This window comes from Pedobacter sp. 22163 (assembly GCF_052045595.1).
Classification (GTDB): Bacteria; Bacteroidota; Bacteroidia; order Sphingobacteriales; family Sphingobacteriaceae; genus Pedobacter.
Genome location: NZ_JBQEPM010000005.1, coordinates 1 through 15,052, shown reverse-complemented (window position 1 = coordinate 15,052; position 15,052 = coordinate 1). Strand labels below are relative to the sequence as shown.

Here is a 15,052-nt window from a genome sequence, read left to right as displayed (position 1 = left end):
GGTTCCCGCCTGCGTCTATCGTGTGTACACATCTTTTGTTAATTCTATATTTGTTTTTTAGTACGTTTTCATTAAGGCGGTCGTCATGCTGTCCCGAATATTCGGGATCAGCATCTTTCCAGCTACAAAAAGGTATTTTTTTGAAAAATATTAGTTACGCAAACATTGTCATTTCCGCTCTATGCCGCGGCGGCATGGTAGTTTTTCGCAGATCAAGTTGTTTTTATTTGTGCTCAAGAATGCTGGCGCATTTTGGAGCGCCAAAGTACCCAAAGCGCTCTGTCAATCCAGCAAGGGGCTTTTACACAACCCTGCCCACATCAAAAAAACAGCGGCACTTCGTTTAATCAGGTGTTGTTTATGTTTTCTTTGGGCTGATTGAGCCCTTCGGGGTTTGTGTTCAATATTTCTTAAAACTTTAAATTAGCATCTATGAACACAAAACCACTACGTTTTAGGTTTGGCAGTGCTATTAGTTCTTTCCTGAAACTGTTTTTTTGATTCCCGAGCCCTTGGGATTGACGGCGTTCTTCGGTTAAAACAATGGGTTATTTGAGGAAGCTAGCAAAACGCCTAAAAAATTAACTCAAAAAGACCCTCTCCACATGATAGGCCTGCGCGGGAAAGACGACCACTCTATCGGAGTATGTAATTGATAGACCGGATTACCTGTAACAGATCCGGCTGCGTTACTCAATAGCCATATCCAATCTTATCTTTTATGCTATTGTACATGATTTTTATGATTAGTCTTAGAGCCTGTTTAAAGTTAATGTAATTATTTTACTTATCTAATATTTCTGTTACACTGAGGGTTAATTAATCTTATAAAAAATCAATATTAATGACAGCAGAGAAAAGATTAACCACTAAGTCACAAAGAACACAAAGTTTAGTGCCTCTATGATATAGCGGGCCAAAAAACTGAACCATATAAGAGCACATAAGTTACATATAAGCTCAATGCCTCCTATGTTCTTACATTCCTTATATGGTGAAAAACTATAATAAAAGTAATACCCAGAAACAAGTACAGGGTGACGGACCGAGAGTGTGACCGTCATCCGATAGCTATGGGTTGAGAGAAGGCTTTTTCAGACAACAAAGCAACCTTTACGCAAGGATCACTAGCATGAAAGATTGCTTCGTCGTTTCTGCTCGCAATAACGACCTTTCTTTTAAATCTGTCAATGGTAGCGAGTTGATTGCTTTTAATAATCAAAAAATGGGTCTTCGACTACGCTCAGACTGACATACGAATAAATTCTGATAAAATTTAAACATGCTCTTAATCAATGTATTAACCGGCGTACCTTGCGGTGAAGTTTGACGTAGTCGAATGGTTTAAAGATGATTCCATCAGCCATGCTTGGAATCTTTTCCGCCTGCGATTCAAGCATTGCCGTTATTAACAAAACGGGGATATTTCTGGTTTCAGTATTACGTTTAATGGCATTACATAGCTCCCTACCGTCACCTTTATCCAACAGGATATCCATCACAATCAAATCCGGTTGAAAATTTTTGATGGCGCTCTGCAGCTCGTCGCTATGGTTAATACTCACCACCACAAATGCCTGATCTTCCAATACCATTTGGATAACATCGGCATTACTCTGATCATCGTCTAATACAAGAATTTTTGACATAATTGTTTTATTTTAATATGAAATCCAAAAAAAACTGTCGCCCCGATCTTATCACAGGGAATTAAATGTTGTCGTTATTTGTTCAGCAACGCTGGTTTGTCTAAATGGATCTTAGGTGCTTTAATCCATATAGCTGTTTTTGATATAGTTAAATTACGGCTTTAAAGGTTATTCTAATAGCTTTTAGCTAAAAAGGGGTAGTTCTTGCAGCATTTTAAGTAGTTCACTACCTGTTTGAAATGAAAAACTGCTAATTAGCGCAGCCCGGCTTATGCATTTTGGTAATATAGCAAAGGTGAGTTGCGCAACGCAGTTTTATAAAAAAAAATGATAAATGCTTAGGAATAAAGCTTTTATTAAGCATTGTAGCATTATACTCCTTTTAAAATACGTATACAAAACCATAAAACAGGTATTTATTGGGTAATCAAATGGTTGGCTGTGCTGTTGTTATACATAGTACCAATAAAAAAACAGCAATGGGAATTCCATTGATCCGGAGTAATTAGCACGATAGAAAATCTCCGGATTTAGTTGTCCAATTGAAAGTGCCAAACCGCATCCCGCAATTGATTAAACCGCTAGTTATGTTTCTATCACCGAAAGAATCGCTCACCGAACGAGATGTACAAAAAGGCCTGAAAATTGTAATATGGGATGGTTTGGCTGCTGAGGCAATGACCGTTTTTTCCAGCGGAACATTTTTGGTTTCCATGGCATTACTTTTGGGTGCCAATAGTATCCAGATTGGACTACTGGCAGCCCTTCCACTTGCAACAAACGTATTTCAACTGGTATCGGTATGGCTGGTTGGGCGGTACCACAACCGCAGAGCAGTAGCTGTACTCTGTGCTTACCTGGCAAGGGTTCCGTTACTGCTGGTGGGCTTTAGTGTACTCCTTTTTTCCAAACTTTCTTTAGATCTGCTGATATTTATGCTTTTTTTTCACTACCTGTTTGGATCTATAGCAGGGCCTAGCTGGAATTCGTGGATTAAAGACATGGTACCCGAAAGTGTGCTCGGAGAATATTTTTCAAGGAGGAACAGATACACGCAGCTACTCAATGTGGTTTTGAGTATTATTCTGGCATTGCTTTTGGATTACGTTAAGAGCCGGTTTCCTGATTTTCAGCTGATGGTTTACGCTATCTTTTTTTCGGTTGCCGGAGGTGTGGGGCTAATTGGTGGGTTTATTCTTTCAAGGGCACAGGAACCGCAATCTTATCTTTCTGAACGTAATGTTTTCGGACTGTTTAAAACTCCATTTAAAAATCCAAACTTTCGTAAACTTCTTGTTTTTAACTGCTCATGGGCATTTGCACTTAATATCGCAACGCCATTTTTTACTGTTTTTATGCTTACTACCTTAAAACTTTCGCTCTCCTATGTGATTATTTTAGGCGTTGCCGGACAAATGGCCGGTATATTAACACTGCGGCTTTGGGGCACCTTTTCAGATCGTTACAGCAATAAAAGTATTATAGGTGTTGCAGCACCACTTTATATCCTCTGTATTTTGGCCTGGTGTTTTGTTGGGATCTACTCAAGGCAATACGCCAATCTGTTACTGTTGTTGGGTATTCATTTGGCCAGTGGATTTGCAATTGCGGGCATTAACCTTTCACTTAACAATATAGGGCTTAAGCTGGCGCCAAAAAAAGATGCCATTGTTTATCTTTCTGTAAAGAACATTGTAGTGGCTATAGCTTCTTCACTAGGCCCGTTGATAGGTGGGCTGCTTGCAGGATATTTCGTAAAACGCAAACTGTTAATGACTATTGACTGGAGTTCGCCGATATTGCACAAAACTTTTAAACTGCTCGAGCTCCACGGATGGAACTTTTTGTTTGTGATCGGTGCATTTTTTGCACTGCTTGCACTCAATCAGCTTTCGTATGTAAAGGAATTAGGAGAAATTCATAAAAATACAGTCCGCAGGATTATGCGCACCACCATCAGGAACAATCTTCGTGATTATTTTCTGATCGGCGATATCATTGCCATTCATGAGCAATTAAAAGCCAGTGTTAAAGCAGGGCGGAACAGATTTAAACGTTCAAAAGATACAAATGAACAAATCCCTAGGTAAGGTTAGCTTAATATAAGTCCGTAACGGTAGGCAAAGCCAATTAATTCAGCGGTGTTTTTTGAAACCGTTTTTTCGATCAGGCTTTGCCGATGGCCTTCTACTGTGCGCCTGCTGATAAAAAGCTTTTCAGCAATGCTACTATTTGTAAAGCCCTGAGCAATAAGCTGTAATATTTCACTTTCGCGTGAAGTAAAAATAATATTGGGAAAGAGCTCTTGTTTTTTTGTCTGCACAACAAGGTCAACCATCTTTACCCCAAGGTCCGCACCAAGATACCGTCCGCCCGAATGGATATGCCTGATGGCAAAAATAAGTTCATTGGGCTGCGCACTTTTACTCAGGTAGCCTTTGCATCCATTGTTAAATGCCTGGGTAACATGATTTTCATCTTCTGAAACAGAAAGTACCATTGTTTTGATCTCAGGGCGATCGGTTTTAAGTTTATAGATCAGTGAGAGGCCGTCCATTACGGGCATATTGAGATCTGAAATGACAATATCAGGGTTAAGACCTGAATCGATCAGGCCTAAAACCTGTTTTCCATCGCCTGCTTCTCCGATAACGTCAATCTCCTCACCGGAATTTAAAAGCATTTTTATACCATCCCTTACGACATGATGGTCGTCAACTATAATTACTTTGATCATATTATTATATGTAACCGTATGAGCGGTTTGAAAGCTATTCCTTGTTACAAAATAAACATGTTCTTGAAAAAAAAAGTTTTACGCCACGTGTAAAGAGGGGCCACTTTAAGTATTTATACGATAGCTATAGTGGATTATACCTGTTTATAAAAAACCAAAATCACTTCACTTTATAAATGGTTAATAAAGGGAATACTTCCTTCACTTAACCCTTATCGAATATGATTACACTCGGTATCAATGCAGTTTTTCACGATTCTGCAGCTTGCATTGTAAAAGACGGAATGCTTTTGGCTGCTGTAGAAGATGAACGTTTTACCCATATCAAACATGGCAAACGGCCTATTCCCTTTAATACGTACGAGCTTCCTTTCCATGCAATAGATTATTGTTTGAAGGTTGCCGGCATCCATTTAAAAGACGTCGATCATATTGCTTATTCTTTTGATCCCGCATTGTTGATACCACCACACGAACAGAATCAGCCAGGTTGTGAAATTCCGTTTTACCCCGATAACGGTTCTGCTGGTACCGTGAGGCAATCATGGGATAATTTATTTCTTTCTTCCATATTAAATGCACCACACCAACTCGTAGATGGTTATCCGCACCACCTGCAAAAACGTTTTTATGGTTCAAAAGTTAGCGATTGGCAGTGGCATTATGTAGATCATCATGCCGCACATTCGGCAAGTGCATTTTTTCCTTCGCCCTATGATCATGCAGCCATACTTACATTAGATGGTAGGGGTGAAGTGGCTTCTACTACCTATGGAATAGGGAAGGGGACAGAAATGACCCGGATCAATCAGGTCAATCTTCCACATTCACTTGGTTTGCTTTATGAGCGGCTAACGACTCATCTGGGTTTCCTGCATTCATCCGACGAATACAAGGTAATGGCTTTGGCCTCGTACGGGCAGCCACGTTTTGCTGCAGCGTTTAGAGATATCATCAAGCTGGGTGATAATGGCCAGTACACAGTAAGCGGTGAAAACCTAAGTGAAAGGTTTGGTCCGGCGAGGCTAAAAGATGAACCTTTTACTGCATTTCATTTCGATCTTGCCCGTTCATTGCAGCTGGTATTAGAAGAAACGGTACTCAAGCTGGTCGAATACCTTTACCAGGTTACAAAAGTGCCAAACCTGGTTATGGCCGGAGGGGTAGCGCTTAATTGTGTACTGAACGCCAGAATAAGGGATTTAGGGCCATTTGAAAACGTGTGGGTACAACCTGCAGCTGGTGATTCGGGTACAGCTTTAGGGGCGGCGATGTACGTAGACATTAATGAGCGCAAGTCGGTAAAAAAAGAATTTATTATGGATCACGTTTATTGGGGTCCTGAATACAGTGATGCAGAGATTGAGCATTTTTTAAAATGGGCAAAAGTACCCTTTACTAAGATGGATGATGTTGCATCAGAAACCGCAGGCTTACTTGCTGATAACCAGATCATCGGGTGGTACCAGGGCCGAATGGAATTTGGCCCCAGGGCACTGGGCAGCAGATCTATACTCGCATCGCCCATTGATCCGAGGATGCAGGCAATGCTAAACGAAGTGAAAGACCGTGAAGATTTCCGCCCTGTGGCGCCGGTAGTGCTACAGGAGGATGCACATTTATGGTTTAAGGATGCAGATTTTTCGCCTTTTATGCTTTTTATTTATGATGTGCTTAAAGAAAAAGAAGACCTTATTCCGGCTGTGAGGCATACCGATGGCACAGCAAGGGTACAAACCATAAACGAAGAACAGCATCCACAGTATTATCGGTTATTACAAGCCTTTAAGGAAATTACCGGGGTTCCGGTGCTCATCAATACGTCTTTCAATACCCTGGGGAAGCCAATTGTTTGCACACCCAGAGATGCGGTAGAATGTTTCTGGTCGTCGCCTTTTGATGCGCTTATTATCGGTTCATACTTAATCACTAAAACAGATGCCAAAAAAAATATCAGTAGTTATTCCAACCTACAACAGGTTGAACCTCTTGGTTAATTGCTTAGATGCACTAAATAAACAAAGTATTCCGGCTGATGATTTTGAAGTGATCGTGGTAAATGACGGGCCCAGTGAGGAAATCATTGAAGAACTTGACCGACGGAGCGAAAATTATACTTTCCGGCTGGTTGTGCGCTGCACTGCTGAAAAGAAAGGACCAGCGGCTGCCCGGAATTTAGGCTGGTTAATGGCGAGTGCACAGCTTGTGGCTTTTACCGATGATGATTGCCTGCCACAGGAAGATTGGCTAAAGGGTTTTATGGACCATCACCAGGCCCGGGAACTGGTAGCCTATAGTGGTAAAACAGTTGTTCCCCTTTATGCCGAGCCTACTGACTTTGCCTTGAATACAGCGAGGCTTTCGGAGGCTGACTTTATAACTGCCAACTGCGCCTGTACCAAAGCTGCATTGTTTAAAACCGGTGGTTTTGACGAACAGTTTAGTATGGCATGGCGTGAAGATTCTGACCTTGAGTTTAAATTAATGCTCGCAAATGTTCCCATATACAGAAATGAGCAGGCGGTGGTTGTTCATCCTGTGCGCGAAGCAGCCTGGGGAATAAGTTTAAAAGAGCAGCGAAAAGGGATTTTTGATGTACTGTTATTCAAAAAATATCCAGGGCTTTACCGGCAAAAAATACAGCGGTCGCCCTTGTGGAATTACTATGTTATTGTAGTGCTTTGTATACTTGGTTTGGTTACAGCATTAGGGGGGCACAGCAGGCTTTCTGCGGGCATCACGTTCGTTATGCTTGTTTTAATTATAGGTTTTGCGCTTAAACGCCTGCAGAAAACCAGCCGCTCTCGCAGCCACGTTGCAGAGATGCTCATTACATCTGTTTTCATTCCTTTTCTCTCTGTATATTATCGGATTTACGGTAGCATCCGTTATCGGAAAATGCTTTTTTAAAAATGAAAAGGCCAATATTGCAGTTTAAAAAGATTGCCATTTTCAGAGCCCTCCAGCTCGGAGATTTACTGTGTGCAATGCCAGCCATAAAAAATTTACGTTTGGCATGCCCCCATGCAGAAATTGTTTTTATCGGTCTTCCATCCTCCAGGCAATTAATTGAACGTTTTGATGAACTTTTCGATCGTTTTATCGACTTTCCCGGTTATCCTGGATTACCTGAAAGACCATTTGATGAAGAAGGGTTTGTAGAATTTCGCAAATGCCTCATCACAGAAGCGTTTGATATCATTTTACAGATGCAGGGCAATGGTACAATTGTTAATGGAATGCTTGCCGATCTTTCTGATAGTAAACTTGGCGGCTTTGCCATTGATGCTGTAGAACTCGCAAATAATAATTTATTGATGACCTATCCCAATGCAGGGCACGAGAGCCAAAGGCACATTGCTTTAATGGCACATTTGGGCGTTCCTATTGTAACAACAGAAATGTTTTTCCCCTTATATGAAAGTGATTTTAAAAGGCTGAATAAATTAGATACAGGCAATAAATATATCTGCATGCACTGTGGTTCGCGCGGGGCCTGGAGGCAATGGCCACCTGCCAACTTTGCTAAACTGGCTAACTATTGTATTGAACAGGGTTTTCAGATCGTATTTACCGGAACAGCCGATGAATATGATATTATTGAACAGGTAACTAACCTTATAAAGGGTAAACCGGTTATTGTAGCGGGTAAAACCGATTTGGGAATGGTAGGTGCATTACTTAAAGGCTCGAATGGGTTAATATCCAATTGCACCGGCATATCGCATATGGCAGCGGCCCTTAAAGTACAAAGTGTTATCATCAGTATGGATGGAGAGCCCGGGCGCTGGGCTCCACTTGATGTGAGCAGACACCGAACTATCGATTGGACCGAAACGCCCGATTATACGCTGGTAGAACAAGCAGTTAAGGAGATGTTGTTTCGTTGAGCAGATCATTAAATTCGTTCACTATTGTGAAAGTATCTGGAAATGTAATGGGAAAAGGATAGATCTTTTCTGACTGAAAACGTAAAACCTGATTCTTACTCTGAAGTGACGGCGGCGCATCGAATTCGATAATTTTGCAGGGCACCATCCATGGCGTGTGCTGCGGGTTGGTTCTTGCGTATAACGCGAGTATAGGCGTGCCAGTGGCAGCAGCCAAATGCATAGGGCCGCTGTTTACACTAATGATCGCCCTTGCCATGGCAATGCAGCTGGCCAGTTCTTTTAAATTGAGCAGGCCTGCTATTGAAATAGCATCTTTGCCAATAGCTGCCGCAATGTCTGCTATCACACATTGCTCTTTTTTGCTTCCGCTCAACAGGAGTGGCAGTTTATACTTCTCGATAAGTGTTTTTCCTAGCTTTATCCACTCGTCTTTGGGATATTGTCGTTTTTTCTCTGAAACACCAATGTGGAGCATAAAAAAACCATCTTTTTTTAGATTAAGATCTTTTAATTTTCTGTTTTCGATATCACCTTCTAGTGTGATCCTGATGTGCGGATCTGCGGTGTTGGCACCAATAAACGAACAAAGTTTTAGATCGCGCAGTACCTGATGCCTGATTTCGAAATAAGGCTCTGTATCTGCGAGCCAATGGGTAAGCAGACCATAAAGATTTTCGCGGCAGTAGGCTGCACGCAAAGGGATGCCAGCCATAAAAGCAATCATTATTGATGGGACAGGATTCTGGCTGTATACGTTAAAAACGATGCAGCCATCAAAAGCCCTGCGCTTAATATCCGTTATTAGCGCTGGCAATGTTTCGGAGGGCTGGGCATCTTGTGTTTTTACCCAGGGAAAGTCGTAACAGATTACCTCGTTTACCCATGGAAGCAGCCCAGAGGCCTCAAGTGCCATAGTTGAGGTGAGCAGGGTAATATTGCATTTAAAGCTTTTGCTTAAAGCGCTAATGGCAGGAGCCGACATGAGCAGATCTCCCATATTGTCTGGTCGGATAACCAGAATGTTCTTACAGGATTTCCATTCCATTAATTTATCGTGTTAGCGTTAGACAAACCTAAGTTTTGCTGAATTTTGCTAATTACATTTGTAGTTGATCTGTTGGCAACAGTAGGCAAAAAGACAATCTTGCAACCCATATCCTGAAGTATTTTTTCTTCGGGCAGGAATTTATGACGGTAATCGCCACCCTTAACAAAAACATGTGGGCGAATCTGTTTGAGCAAACTTACAGGCGTATCATCTCCCTTTTCGCCAAAGGAAATAATATGGTCAATACAAGATAGTTCAGAAAGCACCTCAATGCGGTCTGCTAAAGAATTGATTGGGCGTTGAAGCCCTTTTAGCCTTTTAATACTCTCATCGTTGTTTAATCCCACAATGAGTATATCTCCCTCGGCCTTTGATCCTTTTAGGTAACTTACATGGCCACTATGCAGAATATCAAAACAACCATTGGTAAACACAATCCGTTTTCCCTGTGCCTTGTAAGTACTTATTAACTGTTTAATTTCGCGCCTATTAGTCAATAGTTTACGTTTTTCGCTGAAGTTTTCTGCTAAACGCTCAATATTACATACTGCCGTATGTGCTTCGTTTATTACTACCGAAGCTGCACTTACCGCAAGCGTGGTAGCAGCGCTAAGATCTGCACCACTGAGTAAAGCCATTAGTGCGGTAGCCATAAAAGTATCACCTGCACCGCTTACCTGTGGGTTGGCTACTTTCGGAACCGGACAATGAAAACTAAAGCGCCCCCGTTCAAAACAGCACACCCCGTCAGCATCCATACTCAGCAAAATGTTTTTTGCCCTGGTATGCTCATAAAGATTTTTCCCCCAGTTTTTTACCTGTTCCAGTCGGTTAGCGTTAATGGCTTTGTATTGGGCTAAGGCTAAGGCTTCAGCATAATTAGGTTTAATCAATGTAGGCTCAAAAGTTGCATAGCGGGTAAAGTCACGCGCATCAACAGCAAATATTTTTTTTGAGGTACCGCCCAATACACTTAATGCGCTGATCAGATCGCTCGTTATTACTCCTTTATCATAATCAGAAATAATTACAGCATCCACGCTATCAAATACTGTTTTAATATTGGCAATCAATTGTACTGTAGTGTTTTGTGCTATTGGATGGCAACTGCCTTCATCATAGCGGACAATCAGCTGTGAACCAGAACTCACCCTGGTTTTACAAAGGGTAGCCCGATCCGGGTCATTGATAATCAATGTTGTGTTTACGTTCAACGTTTTAAGCAGTGTTGTCAGGGTAGTGCCGTGCCCGTCGGCTCCTATAACCGAACATAAGGTAGTTTCTGCCCCTAATGCACTAAGGTTTGCCGCAACATTGGCTGCACCTCCAGGGCAATCTTTATTTAGATTAACATCGATAACCGGTACAGTAGCTTCAGGTGCCAATCGGGTGCAGTTACCTTGAAGATAGCGGTCGAGTATAAGGTCGCCGATTACCAATATTTTTTTGTGTTTAAATTTACTTAGAAAATGATGATATGGATTTGAGGTGTTTTTCATGTTTTAGAATGTTAAGAATATGGTTACCAGCATCCGCAAAATCGGTACAGATAAAGTCGGGAATACGGTTAGGCTCGTCTAAGTCCCATTCGGTTTCATTGCCGTTGTCAATCAGGATAGATTTACAGCCCGCTGCCTTTCCGGCCTGTACATCGTTGAGTATATCTCCGATCATCCATGAACCGGTTAATTCAATATCATGTTCAGCAGCAGCCCTGATAATTAAGCCTGGATTAGGTTTCCGACAATTGCACAATGTGATATAAGGGGCTACATGGCCGTTAGGATGGTGCGGGCAATAATAAAAACCGCTTAAGCTTACTCCGTATTCCTGCAGCAGGCTTTCAATACGTCTTTCCACCCTTTTCAGGTCGTTTTCATCGAAATACCCAAATGCAACTCCGCTCTGATTGGATACAATAATCAGTTTATAATGCACTGCTAACCTTGCAAGTGTTTGTCCTACATTTTTTTCGAGGCTGATCAACGCAGGATCCGTGTTGTATGGAATATCAGGAATAAGCGTTCCATCCTTATCTAAAAATATTGCATGTTTAACTGCCATAACTGTTGAACATTGTTTCAGATTGGGCCAGCACAGGCAATAGCTGTTCTTTGGCTGCTGTTTTGTTGGTAAAAGCAACGTTAAACATCCGGTTTTCGATGATTGTGCAGAGCAGGTGTACCAGATGCAGATGCATTTCCTGGATCCGTTGTGTACTCTGCGAAGGAACAACAAGGTTCAGCTCACCATAGCTTGCTGCCCGCCCGCCATCTTTACCGAGCATATTGATACAGCAAATCCCTTTCTTTTTTGCCATTTGCATGGCCTTTATGATGTTATCTGAGTTACCGCTGGTGCTCAGGCAAAGCAGTACATCGCCCTGGTTGCCATAGGCCTGAACCTGCCTGGCAAATACATCGTCGTATCCAAAATCGTTTGCCCAGGCAGTTATAATAGCCGTATCTGCATTAAGCGAAATAGCCGGAAGCCCTTTGCGGTGTGGTACTTCGAAACGTCCTACCAGTTCGGCAACAAAATGCTGACTTTCTGCAGCACTTCCGCCATTTCCGCAAACCAGTATTTTGTGACCGGCTTTTAATGCACTGCTCATCATTTCGCCAGCCAGCGCTACTTTTGTGCTTAGCTCCCTGGCGGTGCGCTCGAACGTTCTGGCGCCTTCTTCAAAGGCACGTTGTATCATTTCAAACTCCTGTTGCTGCATTTTTTGTTGATTGGCATGTATGCCTTCGTAACAATCATGTATCTGCCTGGCGATTTTTTTCCAGGTAAAGTTGCGCTGTACATGCTGTAGCGCATTATTAGACATGTTATTGAGCAGGGCAGGATCTGACAAAAGCATGCTTATTTTTTCTGCCAGTATATCTGGCTGTTTGGGAGGAACCAGATAACCTGTATGTCCGTCTTGTACAGTATATTTTATACCGCCTACGGCCGATCCGATAACGGGAGTACCACAGGCCATTGCCTCTATTGGCGTAATGCCAAAAGGTTCGTACCAAGGGGTCGTAATAAAAATATCTGCTGCACTATAATAATACCTTAACAGCTCGCGGCTTTTCTGCCCGACAAAACTTACCGAATTTTCAACACCACACTTAACCGTTAGTTCCTTCAACCGTTCCAGTTCGGGATCAGAACCTGAGGCATTTTCTTCACCACCAACAATAATCAGGCGTAGCTTATGGTTCGCTTTAACTTTGGCAAATGCTTCGATAACATTATCTATACCTTTACGTTTGACCATCCTTCCCAACTGAAGCACTATTTTTTCTTCTTCGCCTATTTTAAGCAGTGTTTTTGCGGTAGCCTTTGCAATCGGATAAAAATCTTCGGCGCTGAAACCGCATGGTATCATAACCATTTTTTCAGGGTCGGCACGGTAATAAGTTCTCAGATCCTCTTCATCCTGCGGGCACTCAGCAATTATTTTGTCTGCGCGCTGTACAATGGCACGTTCAATATCAACCCGCTCTGGCGGGAAGCGGTCTAATTCTTTCTGGTGCATTTTCCTGATATGGCCAAGGGCATGAAAGGTAATTACAAAAGGAATGTCGAGCCTTTCCTTTAGTTCCATTGCCACCAGGCCCGACATCCAAAAATTGGCGTGGATGAGCCTGTAGGAAATCTTATTTCTTTGGATAAAATATTCCATTTCCCTTCTAAAATCTTTCATAAAAGGCAGCAGGTCTTCCTTATCAACCTTTTCTTTAGGTCCTGCGTCAACTAAAATCACACGCACATTTAGGCTGAAATTATTCACTTCTTTTGAAATAATATCTTCCCTGCGCGTAAAAATATCAACCTGGTATCCCTGTTCTCCCAACTGCTTTGCAATTTCGGCAACGTAAACGTTCTGGCCTCCATTGTCTTTTCCTCCGAGCAGGGCAAGTGGTGAAGCATGTTCACTTATAAATGCAATTCTGTTTTTCATAGGTATTGTTTTAGGTATGATTCGTATTTTTGTATACAGGTTTGTTAACAGCCATATATTTAAATAGCTTGTGCCATTCCTGAGTAAACCGCTCGATGCCAAAACGTTCTTCTGCGGTGCGCTGCGCATTGCTTCCCATTTGGCGGGCCAGCTGCGGATTTTCCAGCAGCAGTTCCATATCTCTTTTTAGCATTTCAATATCGGTACGTACAAATCCGGAATAGCCATTTTTGATGGTTACAGCCATTTCGGTGGTCGCCATACCGATAATAGGCATGCCCTGCATCATCGCTTCGCACACAGCCAGGCCAAGACTGGTATAGCGTATCGGATTAAAAAAGAAACGGTAATTTGAAATAAAAGCAGGGAGCTGGGGATGAAGTACTTCGCCAATGCCATAACTTTCAGCGCCCATGCCCACCAGATCTAATGGTATGGTTTTGCTTAGCTCCTCGAAAATGTCGAACCCTAAAAGCCGGCCACGTGCGGGCAGATTGTTGATTACCACAATTCCACGTTCCAATGTGCCTTTATAAGGATGTGCGCCAGCTGTTACGCCGTGTTCAATTACGGTAGTTTGTATTCCGGGACTATACCACATTAACGCGTTAAAATGTGTTACATGCACAAGCATAACTGTTGGGTCTGTTACCGGATGTAGCGCATCGGTAGGGTGATTCCATGGCGGATCGTGTTCCAGATAAATTTTTGGCAGGCTACGCTGGTATCCGGTAAGTATTTCAAACTGATCGTAAAGGTAGTTTTCGTCTGTTTGAAAGAGAATGACATCGAAATCCAGACCAGGGATTTGTTCAACAGGAATTTCTATAACATTATTGCCAAAGGGAAATGTTTCTCCTCTGCCAACGTATCCTTCACTTTTAAGTTCATTTACGGGTATGTAAATATCATAGTCCCCCTGCGAAAGGTAGAAAAGATAACTGCCATGGATGTGCCACGTAAAAATTTTTAACCGGTTTAATTCGTGCATAATAATGAATTTATGGGGCGCTACGTTTAGCTGTAAATTAAATAGCCGCCCAAGGTAACTGCTTAAACAACTGCACTTCTAAGCGTTTTGTTCGTTGTGCAAATACCCGTTTTAACGTGGAAAATACCCGTACACCTGATCCGAATTACTTGTTTGTAGAATTTGGGTTTAGCAGGAACGTTTCTGCTTGGTTGGCTTAAAACCGTTTGGGAAATTGATGTGGTTTAAATTAAAACTGTGCAGAAGGAAAGTTCAAATAAACGGGATGGCTACTGTAAATACAGACTGATTTTTATGTAAGATTTAACATATCATGGTAAACGCTTGATGGAGTAAGCCCGAGAAAAATGGATATACTATGAGCCTGTTTAAATTTTACTGAAAGATTGTTCGTACGTCAGTCTGTCCAAAGGACTCCTACGGAGAGCATAGTCGAAGACCCGTTTTTTGATATATTAAAAGCAATCGACTACGCTATCATTGACGATGTTTTGCAAATTATTGTTAATCAGTGTTTTAATGGCTTTTGCATTTCCATCCGGCTAGGCCATAGCACGGTATCCCCGTTCCACTTAAATCCGGCCTAACAAATTTTTCGGGTTGCACTGTTCTGGCCGCGCTACTGGCTTCAAAAGAAAAATTTTCAGCCGGCATTTTTTGTTTCTTTTACTATATAACAAAAAAGATTAAGCTACTTGTAGCTTGAGTGCATTAAGTGTTTTTTCCAGTGCTGCAATTCGCGCTTTTTTCTGTTTATTAAGGTGCTCTTCATTGTTTAA

The 15,052-nt window shown here is 42.0% G+C and carries 11 protein-coding genes; 4 read left to right on the top strand and 7 right to left on the bottom strand.

Annotated elements, in window-relative coordinates; genetic code table 11:
• Nucleotides 1-1,292: 1,292 nt before the first annotated feature.
• Nucleotides 1,293-1,649 (bottom strand): response regulator, encoded by a 357-nt coding sequence (locus tag ACTJKN_RS14145; protein ID WP_440825903.1) that lies wholly within the window; start codon nucleotides 1,647-1,649, stop codon nucleotides 1,293-1,295.
• A gap of 587 nt (nucleotides 1,650-2,236) precedes the next feature.
• On the opposite strand from ACTJKN_RS14145, the gene ACTJKN_RS14140 reads away from it, so the two are divergent.
• Nucleotides 2,237-3,739: an MFS transporter gene (locus ACTJKN_RS14140; protein ID WP_440825901.1), complete on the top strand. Its 1,503-nt coding sequence runs from the start codon at nucleotides 2,237-2,239 to the stop codon at nucleotides 3,737-3,739.
• A 2-nt stretch (nucleotides 3,740-3,741) separates the two neighbouring features.
• Here ACTJKN_RS14140 and ACTJKN_RS14135 read toward each other — a convergent pair whose 3' ends face one another.
• Nucleotides 3,742-4,386: a response regulator gene (locus ACTJKN_RS14135; RefSeq protein WP_440825899.1), complete on the bottom strand. Its 645-nt coding sequence runs from the start codon at nucleotides 4,384-4,386 to the stop codon at nucleotides 3,742-3,744.
• A gap of 221 nt (nucleotides 4,387-4,607) precedes the next feature.
• Here ACTJKN_RS14135 and ACTJKN_RS14130 point away from each other — a divergent pair, with 221 nt between their 5' ends.
• Genes ACTJKN_RS14130 through ACTJKN_RS14120 form a run of 3 tightly spaced genes read left to right on the top strand, consistent with a single transcriptional unit; the run spans nucleotide 4,608 to nucleotide 8,276 of the window.
• Nucleotides 4,608-6,383, top strand: a complete 1,776-nt coding sequence (locus ACTJKN_RS14130) for a carbamoyltransferase family protein (protein ID WP_440825898.1) — start codon at nucleotides 4,608-4,610, stop codon at nucleotides 6,381-6,383.
• Nucleotides 6,325-7,296 carry a glycosyltransferase family 2 protein gene (locus ACTJKN_RS14125; RefSeq protein WP_440825896.1) on the top strand — a complete coding sequence of 324 codons (972 nt, stop codon included), beginning with the start codon at nucleotides 6,325-6,327 and terminating at the stop codon, nucleotides 7,294-7,296. Before ACTJKN_RS14130 ends, ACTJKN_RS14125 begins: the two co-directional genes overlap by 59 nt.
• Nucleotides 7,297-7,298: 2 nt before the next feature.
• Complete coding sequence (locus tag ACTJKN_RS14120; protein ID WP_440825893.1) at nucleotides 7,299-8,276, top strand: glycosyltransferase family 9 protein; 978 nt, start codon at nucleotides 7,299-7,301, stop codon at nucleotides 8,274-8,276.
• Here the strand turns inward: ACTJKN_RS14120 and ACTJKN_RS14115 are convergent.
• Genes ACTJKN_RS14115 through ACTJKN_RS14095 form a run of 5 tightly spaced genes read right to left on the bottom strand, consistent with a single transcriptional unit; the run spans nucleotide 8,254 to nucleotide 14,273 of the window.
• On the bottom strand, nucleotides 8,254-9,324 hold the full coding sequence (locus tag ACTJKN_RS14115) for a glycosyltransferase family 9 protein (protein WP_440825891.1): 1,071 nt from the start codon (nucleotides 9,322-9,324) through the stop codon (nucleotides 8,254-8,256). The genes ACTJKN_RS14120 and ACTJKN_RS14115 overlap by 23 nt on opposite strands.
• On the bottom strand, nucleotides 9,324-10,826 hold the full coding sequence (locus tag ACTJKN_RS14110) for a PfkB family carbohydrate kinase (protein ID WP_440825889.1): 1,503 nt from the start codon (nucleotides 10,824-10,826) through the stop codon (nucleotides 9,324-9,326). The genes ACTJKN_RS14115 and ACTJKN_RS14110 overlap by 1 nt, the downstream gene beginning before the upstream one ends.
• On the bottom strand, nucleotides 10,786-11,391 hold the full coding sequence (locus ACTJKN_RS14105) for a D-glycero-alpha-D-manno-heptose-1,7-bisphosphate 7-phosphatase (RefSeq protein WP_440825887.1): 606 nt from the start codon (nucleotides 11,389-11,391) through the stop codon (nucleotides 10,786-10,788). The genes ACTJKN_RS14110 and ACTJKN_RS14105 overlap by 41 nt, the downstream gene beginning before the upstream one ends.
• Nucleotides 11,381-13,282 carry a glycosyltransferase gene (locus tag ACTJKN_RS14100; RefSeq protein ID WP_440825886.1) on the bottom strand — a complete coding sequence of 634 codons (1,902 nt, stop codon included), beginning with the start codon at nucleotides 13,280-13,282 and terminating at the stop codon, nucleotides 11,381-11,383. Before ACTJKN_RS14100 ends, ACTJKN_RS14105 begins: the two co-directional genes overlap by 11 nt.
• A 10-nt stretch (nucleotides 13,283-13,292) precedes the next feature.
• Nucleotides 13,293-14,273, bottom strand: a complete 981-nt coding sequence (locus tag ACTJKN_RS14095; RefSeq protein WP_440825884.1) for a glycosyltransferase family 4 protein — start codon at nucleotides 14,271-14,273, stop codon at nucleotides 13,293-13,295.
• Nucleotides 14,274-15,052 lie beyond the last annotated feature (779 nt).